Consider the following 22,930-nt stretch of genomic DNA (forward strand, 5'->3'; position numbering starts at 1 on the left):
TTTGAAGGTCTATCTAACACTACGATCCCTGGGGGGATGATATTGAGATTTTTAATAAGACTCGCCAGCGAGAATAGTGAGTTTAAAGTGCCCTACAACCACCAGCATTATCTCCAAGGCCTTATATATCGGAGGATTCAGGCCGTAAATCCGGAGCTGAGCCTTAACCTTCACCGCCCTAAAGTGCCGAAGCTTTTCACTTACTCGCTCTTCATGACCGAGAGGCGAAAAACACTTCGAGGAGAGAGGTACTTCATTGGAAAAGGAAAAGCTTTCTTTTACTTCTCAACGCCTATAGCGGAGATTGTTGAAGCTTTCATTGGAGGCCTTCTTCAAGAGCCAGAAGTAACGCTATGGAATGAGAGGTTTTACGTGGAAGAGATTAAGGCGCTGGCAGAGCCTTTCTCTTACAGCGGGAAGACCTATTCGACCCTCTCACCAATAGCAGTAACCACTTTAAAGCCCGAGCTCGGGAGGCTCAAGCATTATGATCTCTCTCCCATGGAGGGGGAGTTCTACAGTAATTTGAGGGAAAATCTCAGGGAGAAGTATGTTCTACTTTACGGAAGGGCTCCTCCTGAGGATTTTGAGATTAGGGTGTTGAAGGCAAAGCCCAAGCGCTTCGAAGTTAAGCCCGGTATTTTCCAAAGAGCCTGGCATCTGGTTTTCAAGGCTTACGGTGATGAAGAACTCTTAAGGGTTGGCTATCAGGCTGGCTTTGGGGAGAAGAACAGCTTAGGCTTCGGGATGGTGAAGGTCGATGGGCTTAAGGAGGGGGTGAAGAAGAGATGGAAGGGAGGTGCGAACCATCGAAAAGGAGAAGGGGCTTGATGAGTTCTTAAGAATCTCAAAGAACAAGCCCACGAAAACGACTAAAAACTCGGAACTTAGAGTTATGGGAGATAATGTTACTTATGATTCAGCGCTGGTTAAGGGCACAATAGCTCGAACGGATAAATACAGTGGTATGCCCCATCTTGACGAACTCACTCACCACCTAATTGCGGTCTCTATAGCCTCTTTAAAGTTTGATTCTCCCGAAGTTGTAATGGCAGCGTTGATTCATGATTATTTTAAGCCAGTATTTGACATAAGAGTTGAGAAACGAACTCAATGGTATCATTTCATAACCGACAGAGATGTATATAACCAGCTATTGACTGAGTTCAGCGATTCTCTTGATATCTCAAAAGTCGCCAGCATCTCTCAGTGGCACCATAAAAACAATTCAAACGAGATAAGTCATGTTGAGAACAGCGAGTTGATCTCGGCTATTGAAATAGGGGTTCCCTTTGACGTGCCCACAAACAGGAGTTATACAGTGGCTTATAACTTGAAAATTCCTGGAAAATACAGGATGTTCCTGTTAGCCCTTATAAAAGACCAATTTACACGGATTCTAAGTGAAAAGTACTCAGAAAGACTCCAAGAAGTTCTTGGAGTTAAGGGGATCCGCTACGAGTATAGGCCCATTGGAGATAACGGAAGTTCCAAAATAGAAGAGGTTGGAGAACAGATACTCAGAGAAGACTGGAAAATTACCTTTGATAATGACACTCTTGTAATACCCCTTCCCTCAAAGTTCCATACAGGGCCATTTTACTTTGAGTATTATGAAGGAGCAGATATTGTGATTGATTTTGACAAAAAAGCAAAAGTTATCCGTGGAATCAAAATACCCCTTGGGAAAGCTTCGTCCACCGTGTATTTAGTTGGAAGTAGGGAAGCATACTTAGTTTATGTTGATGCTGGATTTGAACCGTTGCACTTACAAGAGATAATTGAAGAGTTGCTCGACTATTTGAGGTCATCCTTGTCTGAAAAGAAGCGAAAGGCTGCTTTCACTGGAATAGAACTGGACAAGGTTGTGAACTCTCTAACGGGACATTTTAGCAGTGACAGAGCATGTTTATTCTGTGGAGAACCTGGAGAACCAATTACTGATAGGGACAGTACAAAAAGCATTTTGAAAAACAAATTTACGGATACATGGTCATTTTTGAGTTATGAAAAAGCCATATGCCCGGCATGTAAGCTTGGTTTTGAAATAGAAGAAAACTTCAGATCAAGGGGGCTTATCCAATATCTTGTTCACGAGGCCATAATAGAGGAAACGAAATTGCTTGCTAGCGTCCCCATTTTTAAACAGCAAACATTTGTAAAAAGTATTTCATCAAAAATCTGGCTTGAATTAATAAGCGACATTTATTACTCGCTCCACAAAGAGCAAGACAAGATGAATAAGAAAAACACATGGCTTGCAAAATTTTACCTGGATCCTGCTGTCATTGTGTATCCCTACGCCTTGAGGATAATCCCGCAAATTTCACTTGTAAGTTCAAGATACCCTCAAAAGAAGTTTGTCCTTCAAAGCGGGCTTCATTCCAACGTGGTATTCCCAGGAAACGAGAAGGACATGACACCAGAAGAATTCGCGAGATTACGGAAGTTTTACTCGTCAAACCTGGATTTAGGTATGTATCTTCTCAAAAAGATTAGAAGTGTTTATTCTCCCACTTTTGGAATTCCAAAGGTCGATACTCAAAAAGGAGGTGGATCTCGTGCAAGAAAAGGAAAAGGTTGAAGATTTGGTCGTATCCTTGTTGGGGGCCATCGACAGCCTGATAGATTGGAGTGCAATGGGCGACAAAGTTCGCAAGAAGAAGTACTCCATTATGGCTAAGAGAATCGCAGTGGTGGCTAAAAGCTCTAACAACCTCAACGAGTTTATTGAGAAACTCCTCAGCCAGATTGCTGGAGATTCCCTCTATGTTTCCAGAGAAAAGGGCGAGAAATTCCAGGAAGTGTACAGAAAAGCCAAAGCCCGCGAGAATGAACTCCTCAAGTTCCTGAAGGACTATCCCTACCTGAGCACGGTTTTGTATTCCGCTTATGTCGAAAGCTTAGGAGGTGGAAAGAATGCGGATAACACTCAGAATGAAAGCTCTTGAACCCATAAGTGTGGGCTATGAGTCCATCGGAATTGAGACGTTGCTATACTCGCTCCCAATTGTCAAGGAGGACGGAATCGCCATTGAAGTTCCAATAATCCCCGGAAACAGTCTTAGAGGTGTTCTAAGAGACGAAATGGCAATGCAGTTTCTTGAAGATGTAAAAGCAAAATTAACAGAGAAGTGTTCGGAAAAAGGTGATAAACAACTAAAAGTCCACATTGGGACGCTCCTCTCAATGTTCAGCGGAGGCATTCTGAGCGGAGAAGACACAGAGGATAGAACCTTGGACATAACAGACGTCATGAATAATTACGTTTATCCCCTTCTGCCGCTTTCGATCATGGGAGTTGCACTCAAGAAAGTCATCATCCCAGGAAAGCTCAAAGTAGGGATTGGCTATCCTCTTACAGAAGAGACTAAGGATTTACTGGCAGATCTCGGTGTTAATCCCGAAAAGAAAGTCCCTCCACTCTCAGAGATCCTGTCTTCTGTGTTGATCACCCGCAAAGACGATACTGCCAAGGTAATGCAGCTCAAGGAATTAATTGCAGAAATTGAAGGAAAACCAGAGGATGTAAAAGCAGACGACAGTGCTATTCAGCAGAGACTGTATCGTCAGGTCGTAGTACCGGGCACAATCTTTTACAGCTACATTGAAGATGTTATACCCATGACCGACGCTGAATGGGGACTTGTCCTAAAAACTCTCAAACGCCTGAACCGTGTAGGAGGCCGTGTGGCAGGCGGACTTGGAAAAATCAAAGTAGATGTGGAAGGAGTGTCAGATGAAAATAGTTACATTAAGAGTTATGAAAAGTTTATCTACAATAACATAGAAAACATATCAAAGGCTCTAAAAACGGACCCAAACAGCTTCTTCAAGAAGGATAGCAAATCAAAAAAGAGTGCTAAGGGATGAATTGTCACAGCATCTGGTGATGCGGGCTATGTACTTGGTGACACTGAAGTTTAGAGTACACCCTCTTGCTTTATCCCTCTCAAACCCCAATGAGCTCTCACAGGAAATGCTAACATTAGATGGACCACTTGCGTTTGCAGAGTACTATAAAAAGAAACTCTCCACAAGCAAAGACTGGAGAATTAAATACTTAGAAGACACACTCTTTCCAAAAAAGGAATTAGAATGGGCTTCTAGCATTAAAAGCTCCTACCTATTGCCGACCGTATTAGACAAAGAAAACGAAATAGTTAAATTACTGACTCCTATGGGGTTCTCTGCACTATTTTCCATTGATAATCAGCGTGCTAAATATGAGTACTCCAAGGGGAAATACCCAAGAAGGCTCGAATCTTCCCAAATAATCCTAAGATTGGGGCGCAGAGACGACATACTTAAAGCAGAGGTCTTCCGCAAGGCAAAGAATATAACCTTAACGAAACAAGTTAAACTCCCCAGTTCCCAGAGTGGGCCGTATAAGGCAGTCGATTACACAGTAAAACTCTACACTACTCATATATTGTGGGCGTCGATTGTAGATGGAATATCAAAAAAAGAACTTGAAGATCTTCTACTCATCCTCAAAAAGTTTGGAATAGGCAAGAAACGCAACATGGGATGGGGGGATCTGTTAGGATACAACATCTATGACTTAAAGAAAGACTCAGTAACGCCAGAGTTCATAATACATAGCAGCGATGACTCACGATACTTGGAGACCATACGACCAGTATCTCCAAAAAAGATTGCAGAACTCATAGGAAACCCTAATAGAAAGACTAGGAGCAAAAAGTACGTATTGATAGACTCCAAGCTGGAATATGGGGCAGATGGGCCCCCCTATTGGAGGAGACAGCTCGTTGTTAAGTCCGCTTTATTCCAGATCACCTAAAGTTTAAACCTGACAAGTTGGGAGATGAACGCCCTGATAAGCTTCCTCAATTCGAGGCTCTACGCCACCATAGTTAGCGAGCTTTACAACACCCAACTGGCTCCAACGGTGAGTTACCTCCACGAGCCCGGTGAGAGGAGGTTTTCGCTCGCGCTCGACTTGAGTGAAATCTTCAAGCCGGTAATAGCCGACAGGATAGCGACGCGCCTCGTGAAGCAGGGGATAATCAGGAAGGAACACTTCAGAGAGGATCTAAACGGTGTCCTGCTAACAAAGGAAGGCATGAAGATAGTTCTGAAAGAATACACCGAAGAACTGGGCAAAAGCGTGAGGCATCTTGAGCTCAAGAGGAACGTGACAAAGCAGAGACTAATAAGGCTCGAGGCGTATAAGCTGATAAAACACCTCGTTGGAGTTAAAGAGTACGAGCCACTGGTGGCGTGGTTCTGAGATGTTAAGAGATCTCTAAACAGAAACGCATGAAGTCAGATAACCCCGATAAAAAGGCTTCAATAAGCACCCTCCTCTAAGGGTGGAAAAACTATGTTTAGATTTTTCTGAACATTATCATCATCCTTGTTAAACATATCCTAAACGTAAACCTTAAATTCAGTAAAATTTCTTACTATAACTGGGGTGAACTACATGGTGGAGACGGAGTATGAAGGCATCGTGAAAATGCTGAGGTTCTTTGTTCAGACAAAGAACTTCAGCTACGTAGACAGAATTGGAAACGCCCTGAATCCGGAGCCCGTTGAAGTGGCACTTCTTGAGGCCATTAGGGCCTTTAGGTCGATAAGGGAGAGCGCTGCAGTTGGGGAAAACGGAAGGAGGTTCGTAGAGAAAGACGGCAGCAAAATTCCGGTCCCGGGGATCCCCACGGAAATGGAAGTCAAGGAGTTTCTTGAAGCGGTTCACAGGGATATGAGTGTTGCCAAACTCGTGGCCACTCTTGCTCTCTCGTATCCTTCAAAAAGGGAAGAGGGAGGTGATGAGTGATGTTTTTAAGCGTTGGAGTTAGGTTTGAGGCCAACGTTGAGGCTCTGAACATGGTCGAAACAGCTGGAAACTACGGCAAGCACAGGCGCGTTCCGTACCTTGTTGAGGAGGACGGTAGGTTGAAGACTGTATACGTGCCAGCTATAAGCGGTGAGAGCCTAGCCCATGCATACCAGGAGCATCTTGTGAGGGAGGCTCTCTCCATAGGCTTGCCAGTATGTGATGACTGCCAGAGGGGGGAGTTCTACAAGTCTATGAACAAAGTCCACCTTGAGAAGAAAGTCTCCCCCATTCCAGAAGATCCCAGGGCTATCGAAGAGGCCATCGTTAAAGCCTGCGTAGTTGAAGATGTTGGTGGGTTCCTTTATGCTGAAAAGCCCCCTGTAAGGAGAACTTCGGCTTTTCAAGTCAGTTACGCCCTCCCAGTCAAGTCGGTCGCTCTCTTCGCCACTTCCGAGCCACAGCTTCACGCCAGGCACGCTCAGATGGACGCATCGAGCAAGAAGGGTAATGCCTCTGAGCAGATGATATACTACGTCGAGACCGGCACTGCCCTTTACGGCTTCACATTCAACCTGGACCTCGATGCAGTCGGCGTTAGCGCAATAACCTCAAAGCCAATAATTGATGAGAACGAAATAAAGAAGAGACGCGAAGCATCGCTAAAGGCTCTTTTCAGGATGCTGTCATCCAGTCAGTTCGGAGCCAAGCTCTCCCGCTTCTTCCCCGTTGGGGGAATAAGGGAGCTTGTCGTGGTAGTAACGGAACATCCCTTCGTCGTTACCTCACCTATCTACGACGACTACATCGAGAAAACCAAGAAACGGCTGGAAGTCCTCAATGGCCTCGGGGAAGAGACCTTCCTTGCCGTGGCCGACGGTGAAAAAGTCCCAGAAGAGGCCCTGAAGGAGGTGATTGACTACCTCCACGGAAAGGGAGCCTTTTGAGGTGATCCCCTTGACTTTATTTTTAAAGGTTCAGCTGAGGCCTACCGGAATAATAGCCCTTCGCGCCCTTCCCCAGAGCAAGATGCGTATTGCTCTGCGCCACATCCCGCCAACCACACTAATAGGTGCAATAGCGTATCCCCTCCTCCACATCGGCGGTGACAGAGGGGAGACCATCTACGAGAAGAAAAACTTCAAGAGCAAAGCGGAATTCGTAATGAGCCTCTTTAAATGGGCCACCATTAAGATAGAAGGCAAATCAAAGCTCTACGGTTCCCTACTGAAAATCAATACAATTTACCGCGGTAACGTTCAGAGTGCAGTAACCTCATTTCCCTTTGCGGTCCTATATGGTGAATTCGATAACTCCCTAACAGCCGTGTATCTTATCGACGAGGAGGCCTTATCGAATAGCATATACGGCCCAAAAGACCTCGAAAGAGCCGCGTGGGGGATAACAAGGATAGGATCGAGGGAATCAATAGTCAGTGTTGAAGAGGTAAAAATGGGAAAGGCGGTATTTCGGGAGGCTGACGAAGTCAGAACAGCGTATGCCTTCCCCTTTAAAGGGGTCAATGTGCAGGGAGAGGGGACTCTCCAAACAGTTATTGACTGGCGCTCTGGAATCGGTGACTACTCCAACGCCAAACGCATGGTAATGTTTTACCCGGAAGGGAAAGTTGATGTCAGAGGAAAACTCTCAACTGTGGAGATCGACGGGGAGGTGGTAGTTCTTGCTCCTTGAAGCGCTGGCCAGGTACCCCTACGAGGGCCTCACGAGGGAACTACTCTCGCTTGGAATGTCTTGGGTGGTCATGAACTCGGGGCTTGAACCCGATGCCGAGGAGCTGGCCGATTCCCTTGAAGGTGCCCTCCGCTCCCTCAGGAATAAGGTAAAGGCGCACACCTCCAAGATGGGCAGGAACGACAGGGATTCCTTCGATAAAGTCCTGAAGGTATGGTTCAACAGGAGCGCTCCAGAAACTTACGGTGAACTCTTTGAACTTGTGCTCACTGAGACCATAAAACTCCTCAGAGATGGAGATATAGATCCCAGCGAGTCTTTATCCTCAATAAAAACGGACAAAAACGGGACTTATCTTGGAGTGACGTATAACGGGGAACAGGCCATTTTACCAGCAATAATCAAGCAACCCGAATATTACGAACGCCAAAGTGGCTTCCTAAGTCCGACAACCGGCCAGAAAGCTCAGATACGTATGGATCCCCTATGGTTCTCTTTCACGGTTCTCGGATTCTTCACGGGGTTTGCCGGGTTCATAGGTGGAAAATACTACCTCATGACAAAGCCCGGAATAGAAGGCCTCTGGCCCTATGAAGTCGAGGACGTCATCGTAAAAGGTCTGCTCCCCCTAACCGAGGCGGGGATCTCGGGCAGGGTCTCGCTGAGCACGGAGGAACTCTACGAGATAAAACTTGCTATGAAGCTCGCCGAGGAGAACAGAATCCTGCCCGAGGAAGTTTATCCCGTCACTCTGCACCTTATCAGCCTTGAAGGACAGGTGTACACCGAACTCAAGACCCTCCAGCTTGACCTTTCGGGGCTTAGCGGGTACTTGAACGCCTACGTGAAACGCATAAATGCTCTGGCTACCAGTGGAGTACAGATGACCGTGAAGTTGAAGGAAGGAGAAGCGCAGGTTGAGAAATATCCCCTCTGGGCGCTTGTGGACATCGCCGAGAGGGAACTTAGCAAGGGCGTGAGCGGCGATGGGGAGATGCTGGCTTACATCTTCGTCAAGGACCTCTACAGAGCCATTAACAGCGGAGATAGGAAGCTCATCGAGGATTCCGTCTTTAGACTCTTCCGCCAGGGGAGGGCGTTGCTTGAGGGAAGCGGGCGCGCGAGTGGTCAGCTGAGGATAGTGCTGAAGGCCTTCATGTGGCGGGAACACCTAGGGGTGCTCCTATGAGAGCCTACACGGAAGCCGTCGAAAGGCTCGCGGAGGTAAAGGGTTTTAGGCCAGAGAAAAGACCCCTCCTCGAGGAGGCGTTTGATTTTTTAACATCCTCCTCCAAGCCTTTTCTCATCCTCAACGCTCCAACCGGCTATGGCAAAACGCTCCTGAGCTTTGCCCTTGCCCTGCACTCGCTGAATGACGCTTCCCTATTTGACAGGGTCATTCACGTCCTTCCCATGAGGTCAATCATAGAGGACATCCAGCGAACGGCAGAGGAGGCGTTTGGGTTCTCGAGAACCAAGATGATGGGGTCGAGTGGAGAGTTCATGCACCTTTTTCCCCTCAACGTGACTACCGCCGATACCTTTACGTGGGATTTGCTAAAGCTCAACACCAAGAAGAAGCACAGCGTGAAGGCGGGAAAGGAGTTTGGCTACGATTACCTGACCCAGGCTTCAATCCTCACATCACTCGTCATCTTTGATGAAGCCCACTTTCTCCTTGAGGACGAGTCTCTGGCAACAGCCTTTGACACCGTGGTTGATTTCCTGACATCCCAGGGAGTCCCCGTTGCGGTGATGACCGCTACACTCCCCCGCGGCCACGTCAAGTTCTTCGAGCGGTACGCGATGAAAAACGGATACGATTTCAAAGTCCTCTCACCCGATGAGGATGACCCCTTCGTGAGGAGGGAGCTTGAAAAGGACATCACGATCGAATTCGGGAAGGGAGACCCGCTGAGCTTCGTTGAACCCGGAAAGAGAAACGCCGTCATAGTGAACACCGTGGAGCGGGCCGTCGAACTGTACAACAGGGCTATCTCAGACACCCGCTTTGGATTTGAGCGCGAGAGGGTAATCCTAATCCACGGAAGAATGACTCCAAGCCACAAGAGGAGCATCATTACCCGTCTCCAGAGGCTAAAAAATGAGGATTTTCTTCTAATAGGGACGCAGGCGGTTGAAGCGGGAGTAGATTTCTCGGCAGATGTTATGATAACTGACAGGGCGCCCATTAATTCCCTCCTTCAGAGATTTGGAAGGCTCGCCCGCCACGCTGGAGATGAAGCCGGCAAAGCAATGGTGATGGAGGATGCTCCAGTAGGTCCCTACCAGCCAGAAAAAGTGGAGGGAACATTGACCCGGATCAAGGAGCGCGATATTCACCCGCGCGTTCCTTCAACGTATGAGGAGCTTGTGACAGAAGTTCACGGGCCCCAGGCCAGTTCCGTTAAAAAGCTCGTTAATCAAATGCTGAAGGGAAAACTTCTCCAACTCATGAGTGACCCGTCCAAGAGGGCCTCCCATGTTCTCGGAGAAGTTGAACGGCTTGTGGCCAAAGGCACTCCAATCATGAGGGGCTTTCTTGTTCCACTCTCGGTCGGAAGCGAGGTGGTGCTCGTAAGCCCGAAGAAGCTCTTTGAGCTTCACTCCCTAGGACTCGTCAAGGTAAGGGGTGTTGTATCTGAACTCCAAGAACTTGGAGACGCCTACCTTGTTGCGAGGGCAATTGCACTAGGTGACGACGTCGAGGTAATTTACACGGGGGATTACGACGGGGAGCGTGGTATCGTATGATTCCCTGTGCGTACTTCAGCAACGGAAAGTGCGTCGAAACGATGGAAGCCCATGTAAAGCGAGGCCTTGAGCTGATCGAGAAACTCTACATCAAGAGGAACTACACCGCACTGCTGGGGAAGCTTCTCGGCGTCAAACCAGATGTTGCGGGGGATATTCTGCGGAAAGTCTACGTCCTCCATGACGTCGGCAAGTGCCTTGAGACATTCCAGACAAGGCGTGGAAAATTCTCCTACCATGAGTTCTACTCTTACCTGGTGGCAAAAGACGTTTTGAGGGAGTTTGGAACTGCGGGCCAGATAGCCTCGGTCGCAATCCTACTCCACCACCACGACTGGGTACGGAACACCCTTGTCGAAAGACCTCCGAGTTTAAGACTGATCAAGGAGTGTCCCCCACTAATTAAGAATCTCTCAGGCCTCACAATTCCCGGGGAAGTACCTTGGAACAAACCTATCGAGGAATACTCCAGCGTCGAAGGGATCCTTCGGAAAAGCCTAAGGGCAGTTTACGCACTTCTTCTGCCAACAGTGGTGGCGGACAACTACTCTGCAGCCTGCAATAGGGGGGGAGCGGGAAGTATGCTTGGAAAGGAAATCCTGGAGACCCTGGAGGTGAGGGGGTGGGATCTTGCTGGTTGTCTTTCCAGTGGGCTTCGATGAAAAGTTTATTGTCCGGGCACTGGTGAGAAAGAGAAAGAACGTCAATGGACTCGAAACCGGGGACAGACTATTGGCAATCGTTCCAGAAGGCTACCAAAAGGATCAAAGAACTGTCAACGCAATAAGTTCAATAAAAAACATAGCCTCGCCAATAATCGGAGAAGAGCGTTTTGTGATTTTAGAGGTCCCTCCTAACGGCGAAGAGATAGTAGTTAGAATAGCCCAGGCCATAAGAGAAAATCTCACAAATGACCGCCTCGTTCTGGCAGTTCTCTCTGGAGGTATGAGACCGCTTATCGTATCAACTTTGCTGGCACTTTTGAGCGTTCAGGATGTTCGGGTTATAGTGGAAAGTGACTTTGAGAACCTTTCAGGGCATATTTCCTTGGAATTAGGATCGTTTTTAGCTCCCTCAAACAGAAGGTGGGTAAGAATAATCTGCGGCCTCCTTGAGGATAAGAGTGTAAGAAAAATATCCGAGGAGCTTGGGGTGTCTCCAGCGACAATAAGCAATGAGCTTAAGGAAATGGCAAAATACCACCTTGTTAAGGCTGAAAAGCCCGATGGGAGGGCACCCAAGTACAGAGCAACCAAAGCTGGAGAGTTATACCTAAAGGTCAAAGGGGAAGAGTGTCATGAGGTTTAGCTTTATCCTCCACTTCGAACCTTCGTTCTCCATCCCTGCAACACTTGCCTTAGATGTGGGATGATAGAAATGAAAAAACTCAGATAATATCCTCTATCGGGTTCTTCTCCACCCCTATTGTTTCTCTTTTCGGCATTGAGCGGAGCTTGTAAATGACTACAGAGTCCTCATTTTCATCAACGATGTCTTTGAGACCGGCCTTAATGCGCTCAAATTCGGCCAGCGTTATCTCCCCTTCGAAGACGCTGTTCTGAACCCAGTGAAGGTACTGCCTAAGGAACTTCTTAACTTTATTGACCCTCTCAACAGCAACGTCATAGACGACAACCACATACATAACCCATCGACACTAATTTTAACAAGCTTTCTTTTATGTCTTTTGGAATGTTATCACGTTAGAATAACCTTATTTTCAGTTCTCCCTTGTGTTGGGGAATTAAATTTGAAATCATTCTATAAGGTTGCTCTGGATGTTTTTAGTAACTGAAGGTTATTATCGGACAAAGAGTTACAAATTTTTGAGGTTTTTGTAACGAAATTTTTTCGGGTTTTTGAGCGAAGGCTTCTCAGGAATTATTTAATGTCCTCTCCTCGCGGGAATTCGACCATTTTTAGTTTAAAGTGTTTTTATTAGCCTATTTTTGATTTTAGCCTTCGTTCTGTCTCTGGAAGTCTCATGAACAAGACTGGACATGGGAGAAAAAGAGTAAGTTCAGGCGAGCGAGTGTTCTGGAGTCTTTTCTGAGGGCCCGAATTCGAGCTTTTTAAGGGGAGTTTTATTGACCCTTTGACGAAAAGCTTATAAGATTCAAACCATTTAATTACTTTGTAAAGGATTTCAAGGAAAATTCACCCCTGTTCCAATAAGACTTCAAAAGAATTGAAAGAATGTAATGCCCATCCCTCAAAATGTAAACTCTTGCCGTTCCAATAAGACTTCAAAAGAATTGAAAGGGCACAAAGGGAACAGCAGCAGCGCTTTAAGATAGGGTTCCAATAAGACTTCAAAAGAATTGAAAGGACCCGGCATGGGAGACCTGGAAGCAGTGGCTGGTCTACGGGTTCCAATAAGACTTCAGAAGAATTGAAAGGAAGCCTTAACGCCTTCGTACTGGACTGGTTTCCTCAATGGTTCCAATAAGACTTCAGAAGAATTGAAAGTTGGGGCCGAAACCAAAGTTGTTTGCACCAACTCCAAACGTTCCAATAAGACTTCAGAAGAATTGAAAGAAATTCGATGATACGACTACTACTCTTCGATTCCTCAAGTGTTCCAATAAGACTTCAGAAGAATTGAAAGGTTCGAAGCCACCCATAAGCCCAAATAGACCACTGTCACCCCAACGAGTTCCAATAAGACTTCAGAAGAATTGAAAGATAAGAGCTTTGACAAGCATGCCGTTGTCAGCGAGTGTGTTCCAATAAGACTTCAGAAGAATTGAAAGCTCAGAGGGAGCGGTGAGCTTCTGGCTCAAATGGGATGGGTTCCAATAAGACTTCAGAAGAATTGAAAGCATATTGCCGATATCCAATAGTCAACAATAGGCCTACAGTTCCAATAAGACTTCAGAAGAATTGAAAGTTAAAATACGTTACACTCGGTGATATCTGAGACCTCTGAGTTCCAATAAGACTTCAGAAGAATTGAAAGCAATAGCCGACTTACCTATAGCCAATATCCAATATCTGGTTCCAATAAGACTTCAGAAGAATTGAAAGATGTACTTTCTTGCCTTTCCGATCGGCCCGTAATTCGTTCCAATAAGACTTCAGAAGAATTGAAAGTTGCGTTCTTCACTCCGTCCTTGCTCGTTACCAAATGTTCCAATAAGACTTCAGAAGAATTGAAAGCTTGCGGGCCTTGAATTCTCACCACTACCCCATCCTATGTTCCAATAAGACTTCAGAAGAATTGAAAGGGGGTGTGTGGATAGAGAACATGGCCAGCACTGACATCAAGTTCCAATAAGACTTCAGAAGAATTGAAAGGCCTTTGCATCCCCGCCATACCTGTCAATATAAACGAGTTCCAATAAGACTTCAGAAGAATTGAAAGTAATCTTCTGAAACATTGTAGTCCACATCGTTCCCAATGTTCCAATAAGACTTCAGAAGAATTGAAAGGTGGGAGCACTATCAGGGCTCCCATGACAATTCCAGGTTCCAATAAGACTTCAGAAGAATTGAAAGCCGGCTTCTTTTACCGCATTCTCCCGAACGAGATCTTCATGTTCCAATAAGACTTCAGAAGAATTGAAAGTTCGCTAATGCCATTGCTGTCCTGTCATCATATTCTAAGTTCCAATAAGACTTCAAAAGAATTGAAAGATAAAGCAGAGATATTCCAACAAAAATTCAAAAATTGCACTACTTCTGAGCAACTTTGTTGATGAGCCTCAAGATATAGGTGTTTTCTTCGACGGTTGTTGCTCCCCTGTTTCTCGGGATACCCAGCTCAAGCTCGGCCTTTATTCCATGTTCCTTAAGAAAATCGTGAGCCTTTGCTTTTATGCTCCCATACTCACCCCTTTTTATCAGCCCATAGACCGTTGGTCCCCAGGAGCTCTGGCCGTAGCCGTATGCGTTCTCACTCAGGAATTCCGTGATGAGCTTAACATCCTCTCTGAACTCTCCACCCTGATACTCTTCAAAGTGCTTCCCAACCAGTTTTTGGATTTCACTCAAGTGCTTTCCAAAATCTTCGATGTTTCTCTCCTTCAACGCCGGCAGCAATCCCAGAAGAACTCTGTGGGAGATTTTCTCCGCTACGCTGCTTTCCCCTTTCACGCTCTGCATTATTGGTTTTTCCTCCTCCTCGTCAAAGCCCCTCTTTGTTTCCGGGATTATTAAGAGAAATCCCCACTCCTCCGGAAACTCCTCCCTTATGATCAGAGGCGGAAATTTATCCTTAACTCCCCCATCTATCACGAGGCCGCCGTATTTAAAGACATAAACCCCTGCACCCGAGTTCTTTCCCCTCCCAAGCAGGGAGGCAAGTTCCTCTATTTCAATCCTAATGGAGTTAAGCCTTGCTATTCCCAATCCTACAGCAAGCGTTAGCTGGGTAGTGGAGCCCAAGCCGATGTGCCTTGGGATGGCTTTCTCAACCTCAATGAGGTAGTTAAATCCCGTTGTAAATTTCTGATTCATTCTATCGACAGCATGGCGTATTGTTTTGGTGTCCTCTTCACTTGCCCTTATTTCAAGCTTATCGTGGGGCATTACCCTTATTCTGTACCCTCCCTCAAGGGCAACTCCAAGTGATCCGAATCTCCTTCCCAATGATCCGGAAGGATCTACCAGACCCAGGTGCAACCTCTTCGGTGTCTCGATTAACATTTTCTCACCCCAAATCTTTATAGTGTGGGCATTAAAACACTTTTCGGTGAGAGCATGAAGTTTGCAGGGGTAAGCTTGGATGAGCCAAAAATCATGGGAGTCGTCAACGTTTCACCCGAGAGCTTCTTCAAGGAAAGCGTTAGGCAAAATGAGGAAGAGCTGATAGAAACTGCAGTTCAAATGGTGAAGGAAGGGGCTTCCTTTATAGACATCGGGGCAAAATCCACCGCTCCATATTTGGAAACCCAGATACCGGTGGAAGAAGAGGTTAGAAGGGCGGTATGGGCGATAAGCACCATCAGAGAGCATGTTAGGGTTCCGATAAGCATAGATACAACAAATGCAAAGGTCGCCGAGGAAGCCATCAAAGCCGGAGCAGACATCGTAAACGACGTTACCGGTCTCAAAGGAGATTCAAAAATGGCGATGGTCGCCAGAGAATACGGTGTTCCGGTGATAGTTTGTGCCCATAAAGAAGTAAAGAACTTCACCGATCCAGTTCATGAAGTCCTTGATGCCCTCGAAGAGAGCCTCCAGATTGCATATAAAAACGGCATTGAAAAAGAGAGAATAGCAGTTGACCCGGCAATTGGGTTTTTAAGGCCAAAACATCCTCCATGGTACGAATGGGACTCAAAGATTATCGCAAACCTGAACCTGTTGAAAGTCTTTGGACTTCCCATTCTGGTCGGGGTATCGAGGAAGTCGTTTATAGGGGCCATAACCGGAAGAAAAGACCCGCTGGAAAGATTGGCCGGAAGTTTAAGTGCAACAGCGATAGCAGTATGGAATGGTGCTAACATTGTAAGAACCCACGACGTTAAAGAGGCCCTCGATACCGCAAAGGTGGCGAACTTCATAAAAAAGTTTAGAGGGTGAGCTCCTCCACCTCGAACTTTTTCCCCTCTAAGTCTATGGTTGTGTAAAATGCCCTTCCGTTTGGGATTTCTTCAAAGGGAAGGGACGAATAGAGCTCAAAGGTTGAAGACACAACTGCAAAGAGACCTTTTTCTTCAACTTTTAAAAGGCGGGAATACCTCCTGTACAGCGGGTCTTTCTCTCTCTTCTCCACCATGTAGGCAGTTACAAATGCCCTAACCTCATTCGGGGCTATTAAGAGGGTGCCCGTGTTGAGCGTGGTCTTAACTACGGGAAGGGCAGCTTTAAATGCGTTAAGAACCTCACTTTCCTCAAATGAGGACAATTTTCTCAAAAGATATAGGCCAAATACATAGCTGTCGGAGGCGTCTTTAAGCTCATCTTCCTTAAGCCCTGCCATTTTTATAAGTTCATCCTTTTTTAGGTCGCCGTTGTGATAAAACCAGAATGTAAAGCCCTTTGGAGAAGAATAAGAAAAAGGTTGAGCATTGAATAGGTTGACACTTCCTTGGCTTGCAGCTCTTGCGTGGGCCAGTAAAACTCCAAAACCTTTTAAGGACTCTAAAAGCTTTTCGACTCCTCCTTTATCTTCAAAAATGGGTTTTATCGTTTTGTAATGTTCGGCTTTGTCTTTGGACATCCAGAGGAATCCCCATCCATCTTTATGGAAGGGACTCTTGCCTAATGCTGCCTTGTAAAGGTCATTTTCAGAGGATTTTACCAGCGCATCTACAAGGTCTTTCATCACTTCTCCATTTCCAACCGCAAACAGCACCCTGCACATTTTATCCACCAAACTTTTTAGGCAATACTGCTTAAAAAGATTGGAGGAGTAGAAATGATGCTGAAGCTGTTAAAAGAGAGGGCAATGAAAGCGATTGAAGAGGAATTCAAACTAGTGGATTTTTCTTTCGCTTTGCCCTACACTTACGTTGTTATTGAAGGGAAAAAGGGAAAATCTATAGGGTTGGCCATGACTCTGCCAGAAGAGATTGGCGAATACAAAAATACCTTCACAAAGCCAAGCTTGGAGGAGTTTATAGAAAAGGCAGACAGCCTTAACATAATAGAAAGAACCCTTGGGCTTGCGGCGATCAACGCCGTTTCTCAGTACTACTTAGAGGTGGATGAAGAAAAAGATGCCATAGAGTTAATAGAAGAGGAAAAGGTTGCCGTCATAGGGAATATGCCTCCAATCGTAAAGGCGTTAAAAGATAAGAACAAAAAGGTGTTCGTGTTCGAGAGGAACCCCAAACTCTGGGACAGAGAGACCTTAAGCGATGCCCTTGAGTACGTTCTTCTTCCAGAGATGGAAGCTGTAATTGTTAGTGGCTCCGCGTTGTTAAACTGCACCATCGATATGATACTCGAGAGAAGTAAGAGGGCAAAGAAAATCATACTCACAGGGGCAACAGCCCAAGCATTGCCGGAGTTCTTCAGGGGGACCGGAGTGACTCATCTCGCTTCTGCAAAGGTTCTCGATATCGAGAAAGCCCTTATAAACCTAAAGCTCGGAAGTTTTAGGGGATTTGGAGAGCAGAGCAAGAAATACGTTATGGAAGTCTGACAGGTGTGAGAGATGCTTGAAATCCAGAGGGCTGTGATAGATGTTCTCAAAAAGGTTCGAGAACACAGGTTGCTCTATGAAAGGAACGAAGAGGCGGTGAAGCAGCATCTTATAGGAGGGATATTCAAAGCCTTAGGATGGAACTGGGAGAACCCAAAAGAGGTAAGACCCGAAGAGAGAACGGAAGAAGGAAAGGCCGACTATGCCCTCGTCATCAATGACAAAGTGGTGGCCTATTTGGAGGCCAAAAATTTAAGCGTAAACGTTTTGAGAAGTGAAAAACCCCTAAGACAGCTCGCCAAATACTGCTTTTCTCATGGAGTTAAATACGGTATCTTAACAAACGGCATACAATGGAAAGTAGTGAAGTCCTTCGAAGAAAACTCCACTCTTGAGGATAGGGTTCTTATGAAAATAGACCTCTTTAACGAGCCTCTTGAGAAAAGCTCCTTGAAACTCAGCTTTCTATCAAAGGAAAGGATATCCTCGCTGGAAGAATACGCCAACTACCTAAAAGCTTTTTACTGGGGATTCGAAATGCTCAGGGCGAAAGGATACTCAAAAGATTCCCTCATTTCATACCTGCAGAGCACGATAAGGCCAAGCTTTTTCCTTCTGGAGCACCTGAGCGGTGATGAAATTCCGCAGGCCCTCTACGTATACGACAATGGATGGAAAGTTGTCCCCCTAATCGAGAAGAGCATGAAGGGTGTTCTGCTTTCCCTGTTGTTATATTTAGCGGAGAAAGCGGAGAAAAAAGAAAAAACCGAATTGCTTAAAGCTTATGAGCACTTGAGAGGAGTTCCTTTGGATAGGGAGAAAATAATGTTTCTCCTTAAAGGCCTGGAAAAAGAGAAGGGCATTAAGGTGGGAATTGAAATCTAAGGATCTTCAAAGAGCCACAATACAGCGTTGGGGAATCTCCTTGACCAGTGGTATTCGTTGTGTGTGGCACCTTTTTCTTCAATCACCATTAAGTTAACTCCCCCCCTGTATCCTTTTTCCTTGAGAATTTCGACGAGCTTTTTGTTTGTCTCTATGTAGGCTTTGGGGTCTTTTCCCTCCAATGTACCCCAGTCGATGTAGATCTTCTCTGGCCCGGCCGTGGAGTTTTTAACAAACTCGTAAATCTCGGGGTTAAACCAGAAGGCAGAGCTCATAGCGCCAACGTACTTAAAAACCTCCGGATACTTAAAGCCGGCATATATTGAGATGAGTCCTCCTAAGGAAGACCCCATTATTCCGGTTTCGTTTGGCAAAGTTCTGTATTCAGAGTCTATGTAAGGCTTCAATGTTTCGACAATAAAGCGTACATAAGCATCGCCTTCTCCACCTTTCCCGTACTCAGAGTTCACCCAAGGAGAGTATTCGTCAATTCTTCTGTCTCCACCATTGTCTATTCCAACAACAATTATCGCAAACCCCTTCTCTTTAAAGAGCCTCTCCAGAGTCTCATCTACCTGCCATTCCCCAGCAAAGGAAGTTGCTTGGTCAAAGAGGTTTTGCCCATCGTGCATATACAAAACCGGATATCTTCTATTGCTCTGATTGTAGTCCGGCGGGAGGTAAATCCATATCCTTCTTTCTCTGTTGTCGAGCTGGGGAATTTTCATTTTGAAGGTTATGACGTTCCCCACTATTGTATGAGTCCCAACACCGGCCTCTTCCACATAGTCCCGCCAGTGGTAGACTTTAAATTCGTATGTACCTTCTTTTTCGATCACGAGAATTCTGTTGGGAATCTCTTCTCCGTTTTTACCTTTTTCTACTGTTTCCCAAGAGCCCCTTGTGAACTTGAACTCAATTTTTCTTCCCCTCTGAAAGCTTAAGGTAATCTCCCACTTTCCATCCGCCCTTTTCTTGAGCTTATAATCTTCATCTCCCGGATTCCAACCATTGAAATCCCCGGCTATGTAAATACTGTCGCCCTCTGGAGTATATTCTGGAACTTCCACCACAAAAGTTACTGAAATTTTGGAGTTCTCAGGGGTAGGAGAAGTTTGAGCAATGGTGCTTGTTGAGGTTTCGGTATAGAAGGGAGTCTCTGCAGTGGGAAGTTCTTGTCCTTTTTCTATACACCCCGCAAAAAACACCAAGCCCATTATGATCAGTGCTATCCTTCTCATTGCAACCACGAAGGTGTTTTATTTGTTTGAGACTATTTTAAATTTGCTGGACACTCTTGGGAATAAAACATCTTCAAAAATTTCGACAAAAGAACAGCCTTATAGGAGCTCATCAATCCAAAGAAAAATGCCTCCCCAAAAATTATAAATTCCCCAAGAAGAACTCAAAGGGGGAGAGCAATGATAAAGAACAAGCTAATTGTGGTCACCGGAGGAGCAGGGTTCATAGGCTCCCACATAGCCGAAGAGCTCAGCAAAGAGAACGAGGTGATAGTGATAGATAACCTCTACGCCGGTAAAGTTGAGAACGTCCCCCCAAATGTGAAGTTCATTCAGGCTGATATAAGGGACTACCAAAGCATGGCCGAGCTAATTTCTCAAGCGGATTACGTTTTTCATGAAGCTGCTTTAGTTAGCGTTGTTGAAAGCGTAGAAAAGCCAGTTCTCACGGAGGAGATAAACGTTCTCGGCACTTTAAACATTCTAAAAGCCCTCAGCGAGGGGCATGGAAAGTTGATTTTCGCTTCATCTGCCGCAGTCTATGGGGACAACCAGAACCTCCCCCTCAAAGAGAGCGAAAAACCCAATCCTTTGTCTCCCTATGGCGTGACAAAGGTAGCTGGAGAGTACTACTGCAAGGTCTTTTACGAGCTTTATGGGGTTCCAACTGCAAGCTTGAGGTATTTCAACGTTTTTGGAGAAAGGCAAGGCTACAATCAATATGCCGGTGTTATAAGCATCTTCATAAACAGAGCTCTTAAAGGTGAACCCCTAATAATCTACGGCGATGGAAAGCAAACGAGGGACTTCATTTACGTTAAAGATGTTGTAAAGGCAAACATCCTTGTAGCTAAGAGCAACAAGGCAAACGGAAAGGTCTTCAACGTTGCGAGGGGAGAGAGAACAACAATACTTGAACTTGCGCTCAAGATCATCGATGCAACAAGCTCGTTGAGTTCAATCATCTTCGACAAGCCAAGACCGGGGGACATAAGGCACAGTCAAGCCGATATAAGCGAGATAAGGAAACTTGGTTTTGAGCCGGAATACTCGCTTGAGGAGGGATTATTGAGGACAATTGAGTGGTACAAGCACAGGGGAGTGGGATGAAGCAAATTGTCCTCAAAAGAAGTGTCAGGGGAATCTTGTTCCTTACGGCATTCGGGCTGGTAGTTGGTGTGCCAATGCTTGTGAGAGTCCTTGCCCGTGATGTCCCTCTCAAGATAAAAGCTGGAGCGATTGCTTTCATTTGTTTGTGGTTTGGGCTCACTCTTTTTGCATTCTACCGAACAAAGAGAAGCCTCAAAAAAGTTGAAGAGTTAGAAAGGCTTATTTCCGTTATTGGAGATGAGATCAGCTTTTCCACTCCAGTAAAAGCTGAGGTTGGATATTTCTATGCGAATGGCCGTTGGAGCTCAAGCGGAAAAAGCAGAAGCTACCACGTTTTTAGAAACTTCGTGAAGGAATCTGAGGGCACCTTAAGTTCCCTAAAGTTTGAAAACAGGCCTTTCCTTCTTGCAATTGCCCAAGACGGAGAGGGCGAGGTTCGTCTTCCGGGGATTAAGATTTTGAATGAGACACTTCAAGGAGTCCTTATACTGTATGCAAAGCCTTCCTATAAATTCAGCTTTCCCGTTGAAAGCCTCGGTGTCTCCCATGGAGAAGACTTTGTCGAGGCCAGAATAGAAGAGATTGAAAACGGGTTTAGGGTCTCGGTGAGCGCAAACCTCTCAAAGGCAAAAAGAGCTAAAGTGGAGCTAATTTCAAGAGAAAAAAGAGACGTTAAAGAGCTCATCGGCGATACAAAAAACATTGGAGTTTTTGAAAAAGAATTTCTAAACGAGCCTTTGGTAATAGTTGGGCACCATGACCAGATAAGCCCCTTGGAAATCCTAAAAGCTGGGAAATTCGGAAGGATAATATCTGGACATGGAAAGTTCATCCTCAGGTTAGCGCTGGATGTTCCCTTTAGGCCAGATATAAAAGAAGAAATTGAGTTTGAGGTTATCCCAAGGGAGGAGATTACTTCTTGGGGACTCTGAAGCTCATCGCCTGCTTTTGTTGCAATTGTTGGGCTTTTTGAGCTAATTCTTGAAGCTTGTGTTCCAGCTGGTGTAACGCTTCTTGGGTCTTTGCAATGGCACTTTCATACTCCTTGATCCTCTCTTCAAGGTATACTATTGCATCATCAATGCTCTTCTCGATTGCGTATCCGGAACCAACGCTAACTATGACATTGTTTTTGTCCTCTATCCTTCCCTTTAAGAACGAACCAGCCCCTATTGGGACGAGAATCTCGGGCTTCTCTTCCTCAACGCTTTTTAGCCCTTCAAGGGTCTCTTTTACGGCCTGGAACTCATTCTTACCGAGGGTTAAGAGCTCAAGGTTTTGGGCCAAAAGCTGTGCCTGGGCTTGTAAAAGCTGATACTCATAAGCCAATCTCTCAAGCTGTTCTCTGTTTTCCATTTCCATCACCAAAAAGAGTCACCGGAGAAGTTTTTAAGAATATTGTTAAAAAATAAAGTGTCAGGCAAGCTCTAAGCTGAGTCTTCTAACTACTGGGTTCTCAGCCTCTTCTGGCTTTATCTCTTCAACGCTCTCTATGTATATCTTTGACCTCTTAACGCGGTGCTTGCTTCCAATCCCTGAAAGGACAAGCTCCTTTATGTCTTCTGGTTTTAATGCCCTGTACTCCTTGGTGAACCTAAACTTCTTTCCGTTCTTCTCAAAGACCCCCTTAACTCTGAACACCTTAACCTCCATCGCCCATCACCCCAAAAAGCCCAATGCCTCTTCAATCTTAACTATCTCGGGACCAGTTGTGAGGTGCCCAACTACAACACCAAAGGAATTTGCAATCATGCATGAGCCCACAAAGGGAACACCCATGTTGGCAGTTCCCACATAAAAATCAACTTTGAAGAGGTCTTCAAGCCACTCAAGCTCTTCATCAGTTGCTTCGGGATGAACAAGACCTCCCTTGTTCGTAACCACTCCAACGCTTCCAACTGCGTGGTAGTTGGCTATTACTCCCCTCTCCACTTCGACACCAAAGATATCCTCGAACTGCTTTGCTTCTTCCCTCGTGAACTTTGAGCTTATCAAAGCAGCTTTATCGTTCACAAGTATAAGGTTTCCAAAGGCGGTAAGCTTGCTTAAAACTGGCTCAACCCTGACGTCCAGGCCGTTCTCTTCCAGGGAGGTTTTAATTTTCTCAAGCTCGGAGTCCCAGATGTAGTATGGGACTACTACGGCATTCGAGTTTGCCGCGGCAAAGATCCCAACTATTCTTGACTTCATTATACTCGTTTCAATAATCGGAACCTTTAAAACTTCCCTAAGGACGTTAAGCTTCTTCTCCTGAAGCCCTTCTCTAACTAGGGCAAACTTATCAGTGGCCAAGCCAAATACACCAAGATATGGCGAGTTTTCAAAGTCCAGTCTTTCAATGTGCATTTCCAC

At 45.7% G+C, this 22,930-nt stretch carries 24 protein-coding genes, 1 pseudogene and 1 CRISPR repeat array; of the genes and pseudogenes, 18 read left to right on the forward strand and 7 right to left on the reverse strand.

Annotation, left to right across the window (positions count from 1 at the left end; translation table 11 throughout):
* Positions 1 to 42 precede the first annotated feature (42 nt).
* From cas6 to csa3, 13 genes and pseudogenes are all read left to right on the forward strand, one after another.
* Positions 43 to 831, forward strand: coding sequence for a CRISPR-associated endoribonuclease Cas6 (gene cas6, locus ADU37_RS06295; RefSeq protein WP_058946803.1), 789 nt, complete (start codon positions 43 to 45; stop codon positions 829 to 831).
* Positions 832 to 895: 64 nt separating this feature from the next.
* The gene (locus tag ADU37_RS06300) at positions 896 to 2,584 is read left to right on the forward strand and encodes a hypothetical protein (protein ID WP_144433219.1); all 1,689 of its coding nucleotides are present in this window, start codon (positions 896 to 898) and stop codon (positions 2,582 to 2,584) included.
* On the forward strand, positions 2,562 to 2,951 hold the full coding sequence (locus ADU37_RS06305; protein WP_058946805.1) for a hypothetical protein: 390 nt from the start codon (positions 2,562 to 2,564) through the stop codon (positions 2,949 to 2,951). Before ADU37_RS06300 ends, ADU37_RS06305 begins: the two co-directional genes overlap by 23 nt.
* A complete protein-coding gene (locus ADU37_RS06310) occupies positions 2,920 to 3,873 on the forward strand; it encodes an RAMP superfamily CRISPR-associated protein (protein ID WP_058946806.1) in 954 nt (317 codons plus the stop codon). Before ADU37_RS06305 ends, ADU37_RS06310 begins: the two co-directional genes overlap by 32 nt.
* A gap of 19 nt (positions 3,874 to 3,892) precedes the next feature.
* Positions 3,893 to 4,804, forward strand: coding sequence for a hypothetical protein (locus ADU37_RS06315; protein ID WP_144433221.1), 912 nt, complete (start codon positions 3,893 to 3,895; stop codon positions 4,802 to 4,804).
* A gap of 21 nt (positions 4,805 to 4,825) precedes the next feature.
* A pseudogene (gene cas1, locus ADU37_RS06320) lies at positions 4,826 to 5,254 on the forward strand (CRISPR-associated endonuclease Cas1); the annotation flags it as partial.
* Between the two features lie 195 nt (positions 5,255 to 5,449).
* Positions 5,450 to 5,803, forward strand: a complete 354-nt coding sequence (csa5, locus tag ADU37_RS06325) for a type I-A CRISPR-associated protein Csa5 (RefSeq protein WP_058946808.1) — start codon at positions 5,450 to 5,452, stop codon at positions 5,801 to 5,803.
* On the forward strand, positions 5,803 to 6,750 hold the full coding sequence (cas7a, locus tag ADU37_RS06330) for a type I-A CRISPR-associated protein Cas7/Csa2 (protein WP_058946809.1): 948 nt from the start codon (positions 5,803 to 5,805) through the stop codon (positions 6,748 to 6,750). The genes csa5 and cas7a overlap by 1 nt, the downstream gene beginning before the upstream one ends.
* Position 6,751: 1 nt before the next feature.
* On the forward strand, positions 6,752 to 7,495 hold the full coding sequence (cas5a, locus tag ADU37_RS06335) for a type I-A CRISPR-associated protein Cas5a (protein WP_058946810.1): 744 nt from the start codon (positions 6,752 to 6,754) through the stop codon (positions 7,493 to 7,495).
* Entirely contained in the window at positions 7,485 to 8,684 is a 1,200-nt protein-coding gene (cas8a2, locus tag ADU37_RS06340) for a type I-A CRISPR-associated protein Cas8a2/Csx9 (protein ID WP_058946811.1), read from the forward strand. Before cas5a ends, cas8a2 begins: the two co-directional genes overlap by 11 nt.
* Positions 8,681 to 10,249, forward strand: coding sequence for a CRISPR-associated helicase Cas3' (gene cas3, locus ADU37_RS06345; protein ID WP_058946812.1), 1,569 nt, complete (start codon positions 8,681 to 8,683; stop codon positions 10,247 to 10,249). The genes cas8a2 and cas3 overlap by 4 nt, the downstream gene beginning before the upstream one ends.
* Entirely contained in the window at positions 10,246 to 10,911 is a 666-nt protein-coding gene (locus ADU37_RS06350; protein WP_058946813.1) for a CRISPR-associated endonuclease Cas3'', read from the forward strand. The genes cas3 and ADU37_RS06350 overlap by 4 nt, the downstream gene beginning before the upstream one ends.
* The gene (csa3, locus tag ADU37_RS06355) at positions 10,880 to 11,557 is read left to right on the forward strand and encodes a CRISPR-associated CARF protein Csa3 (RefSeq protein WP_058946814.1); all 678 of its coding nucleotides are present in this window, start codon (positions 10,880 to 10,882) and stop codon (positions 11,555 to 11,557) included. The genes ADU37_RS06350 and csa3 overlap by 32 nt, the downstream gene beginning before the upstream one ends.
* 79 nt (positions 11,558 to 11,636) lie before the next feature.
* Here the strand turns inward: csa3 and cas2 are convergent, their stop codons facing one another.
* Both cas2 and ADU37_RS06365 read right to left on the reverse strand, forming a co-directional pair.
* On the reverse strand, positions 11,637 to 11,894 hold the full coding sequence (gene cas2 / locus ADU37_RS06360) for a CRISPR-associated endonuclease Cas2 (RefSeq protein WP_058946815.1): 258 nt from the start codon (positions 11,892 to 11,894) through the stop codon (positions 11,637 to 11,639).
* A gap of 520 nt (positions 11,895 to 12,414) precedes the next feature.
* Positions 12,415 to 13,885: a CRISPR direct-repeat array (repeat unit 30 nt; unit sequence GTTCCAATAAGACTTCAGAAGAATTGAAAG).
* Positions 13,886 to 13,924: 39 nt separating this feature from the next.
* Positions 13,925 to 14,896, reverse strand: a complete 972-nt coding sequence (locus ADU37_RS06365; RefSeq protein ID WP_058946816.1) for a beta-ribofuranosylaminobenzene 5'-phosphate synthase family protein — start codon at positions 14,894 to 14,896, stop codon at positions 13,925 to 13,927.
* A 54-nt stretch (positions 14,897 to 14,950) separates the two neighbouring features.
* Here ADU37_RS06365 and folP point away from each other — a divergent pair, with 54 nt between their 5' ends.
* Positions 14,951 to 15,775, forward strand: coding sequence for a dihydropteroate synthase (folP, locus tag ADU37_RS06370; RefSeq protein ID WP_058946817.1), 825 nt, complete (start codon positions 14,951 to 14,953; stop codon positions 15,773 to 15,775).
* On the opposite strand, the gene ADU37_RS06375 is transcribed toward folP, so the two are convergent.
* A complete protein-coding gene (locus ADU37_RS06375; protein ID WP_058946818.1) occupies positions 15,765 to 16,559 on the reverse strand; it encodes a class II glutamine amidotransferase in 795 nt (264 codons plus the stop codon). The genes folP and ADU37_RS06375 overlap by 11 nt on opposite strands.
* A gap of 54 nt (positions 16,560 to 16,613) precedes the next feature.
* On the opposite strand from ADU37_RS06375, the gene ADU37_RS06380 reads away from it, so the two are divergent.
* Both ADU37_RS06380 and ADU37_RS06385 read left to right on the forward strand, forming a co-directional pair.
* Positions 16,614 to 17,342, forward strand: coding sequence for a Rossmann-like domain-containing protein (locus ADU37_RS06380; RefSeq protein WP_058946819.1), 729 nt, complete (start codon positions 16,614 to 16,616; stop codon positions 17,340 to 17,342).
* A 12-nt stretch (positions 17,343 to 17,354) separates the two neighbouring features.
* Complete coding sequence (locus ADU37_RS06385) at positions 17,355 to 18,227, forward strand: type I restriction endonuclease (RefSeq protein WP_058946820.1); 873 nt, start codon at positions 17,355 to 17,357, stop codon at positions 18,225 to 18,227.
* Here ADU37_RS06385 and ADU37_RS06390 read toward each other — a convergent pair.
* Positions 18,224 to 19,468 carry an alpha/beta hydrolase-fold protein gene (locus ADU37_RS06390; RefSeq protein WP_058946821.1) on the reverse strand — a complete coding sequence of 415 codons (1,245 nt, stop codon included), beginning with the start codon at positions 19,466 to 19,468 and terminating at the stop codon, positions 18,224 to 18,226. The two genes, ADU37_RS06385 and ADU37_RS06390, sit on opposite strands and share 4 nt — an antisense overlap.
* A 180-nt stretch (positions 19,469 to 19,648) precedes the next feature.
* Here ADU37_RS06390 and ADU37_RS06395 point away from each other — a divergent pair, with 180 nt between their 5' ends.
* Entirely contained in the window at positions 19,649 to 20,578 is a 930-nt protein-coding gene (locus ADU37_RS06395; protein WP_058946822.1) for an SDR family oxidoreductase, read from the forward strand.
* Positions 20,575 to 21,510 carry a hypothetical protein gene (locus ADU37_RS06400; protein WP_058946823.1) on the forward strand — a complete coding sequence of 312 codons (936 nt, stop codon included), beginning with the start codon at positions 20,575 to 20,577 and terminating at the stop codon, positions 21,508 to 21,510. Before ADU37_RS06395 ends, ADU37_RS06400 begins: the two co-directional genes overlap by 4 nt.
* Here ADU37_RS06400 and pfdA read toward each other — a convergent pair.
* Genes pfdA through ADU37_RS06415 form a run of 3 tightly spaced genes read right to left on the reverse strand, consistent with a single transcriptional unit; the run spans position 21,491 to position 22,924 of the window.
* A complete protein-coding gene (gene pfdA, locus ADU37_RS06405; protein WP_058946824.1) occupies positions 21,491 to 21,934 on the reverse strand; it encodes a prefoldin subunit alpha in 444 nt (147 codons plus the stop codon). The genes ADU37_RS06400 and pfdA overlap by 20 nt on opposite strands.
* A gap of 60 nt (positions 21,935 to 21,994) precedes the next feature.
* Entirely contained in the window at positions 21,995 to 22,231 is a 237-nt protein-coding gene (gene rpl18a, locus ADU37_RS06410; protein ID WP_058946825.1) for a 50S ribosomal protein L18Ae, read from the reverse strand.
* 6 nt (positions 22,232 to 22,237) lie between these two features.
* Positions 22,238 to 22,924, reverse strand: coding sequence for a translation initiation factor IF-6 (locus tag ADU37_RS06415; RefSeq protein WP_058946826.1), 687 nt, complete (start codon positions 22,922 to 22,924; stop codon positions 22,238 to 22,240).
* Between the last annotated feature and the right edge of the window lie 6 nt (positions 22,925 to 22,930).

The organism is Thermococcus sp. 2319x1, from assembly GCF_001484685.1.
GTDB lineage: Archaea > Methanobacteriota_B > Thermococci > Thermococcales > Thermococcaceae > Thermococcus_A.

Bases quoted from the DNA above. Each gene is read 5' to 3' on its own strand.
- ADU37_RS06380 (WP_058946819.1), top strand. From the start codon at position 16,614: ATGATGCTGAAGCTGTTAAAAGAGAGGGCAATGAAAGCGATTGAAGAG.
- ADU37_RS06365 (WP_058946816.1), bottom strand. From the start codon at position 14,896: ATGTTAATCGAGACACCGAAGAGGTTGCACCTGGGTCTGGTAGATCCT.
- pfdA (WP_058946824.1), bottom strand. From the start codon at position 21,934: ATGGAAAACAGAGAACAGCTTGAGAGATTGGCTTATGAGTATCAGCTT.
- cas3 (WP_058946812.1), top strand. From the start codon at position 8,681: ATGAGAGCCTACACGGAAGCCGTCGAAAGGCTCGCGGAGGTAAAGGGT.
- ADU37_RS06300 (WP_144433219.1), top strand. From the start codon at position 896: ATGGGAGATAATGTTACTTATGATTCAGCGCTGGTTAAGGGCACAATA.
- ADU37_RS06400 (WP_058946823.1), top strand. From the start codon at position 20,575: ATGAAGCAAATTGTCCTCAAAAGAAGTGTCAGGGGAATCTTGTTCCTT.
- rpl18a (WP_058946825.1), bottom strand. From the start codon at position 22,231: ATGGAGGTTAAGGTGTTCAGAGTTAAGGGGGTCTTTGAGAAGAACGGA.
- cas7a (WP_058946809.1), top strand. From the start codon at position 5,803: ATGTTTTTAAGCGTTGGAGTTAGGTTTGAGGCCAACGTTGAGGCTCTG.
- ADU37_RS06310 (WP_058946806.1), top strand. From the start codon at position 2,920: ATGCGGATAACACTCAGAATGAAAGCTCTTGAACCCATAAGTGTGGGC.
- ADU37_RS06395 (WP_058946822.1), top strand. From the start codon at position 19,649: ATGATAAAGAACAAGCTAATTGTGGTCACCGGAGGAGCAGGGTTCATA.
- ADU37_RS06390 (WP_058946821.1), bottom strand. From the start codon at position 19,468: ATGAGAAGGATAGCACTGATCATAATGGGCTTGGTGTTTTTTGCGGGG.
- ADU37_RS06375 (WP_058946818.1), bottom strand. From the start codon at position 16,559: ATGTGCAGGGTGCTGTTTGCGGTTGGAAATGGAGAAGTGATGAAAGAC.
- ADU37_RS06315 (WP_144433221.1), top strand. From the start codon at position 3,893: ATGCGGGCTATGTACTTGGTGACACTGAAGTTTAGAGTACACCCTCTT.
- ADU37_RS06385 (WP_058946820.1), top strand. From the start codon at position 17,355: ATGCTTGAAATCCAGAGGGCTGTGATAGATGTTCTCAAAAAGGTTCGA.
- cas2 (WP_058946815.1), bottom strand. From the start codon at position 11,894: ATGTATGTGGTTGTCGTCTATGACGTTGCTGTTGAGAGGGTCAATAAA.
- csa5 (WP_058946808.1), top strand. From the start codon at position 5,450: ATGGTGGAGACGGAGTATGAAGGCATCGTGAAAATGCTGAGGTTCTTT.
- ADU37_RS06350 (WP_058946813.1), top strand. From the start codon at position 10,246: ATGATTCCCTGTGCGTACTTCAGCAACGGAAAGTGCGTCGAAACGATG.
- folP (WP_058946817.1), top strand. From the start codon at position 14,951: ATGAAGTTTGCAGGGGTAAGCTTGGATGAGCCAAAAATCATGGGAGTC.
- ADU37_RS06415 (WP_058946826.1), bottom strand. From the start codon at position 22,924: ATGCACATTGAAAGACTGGACTTTGAAAACTCGCCATATCTTGGTGTA.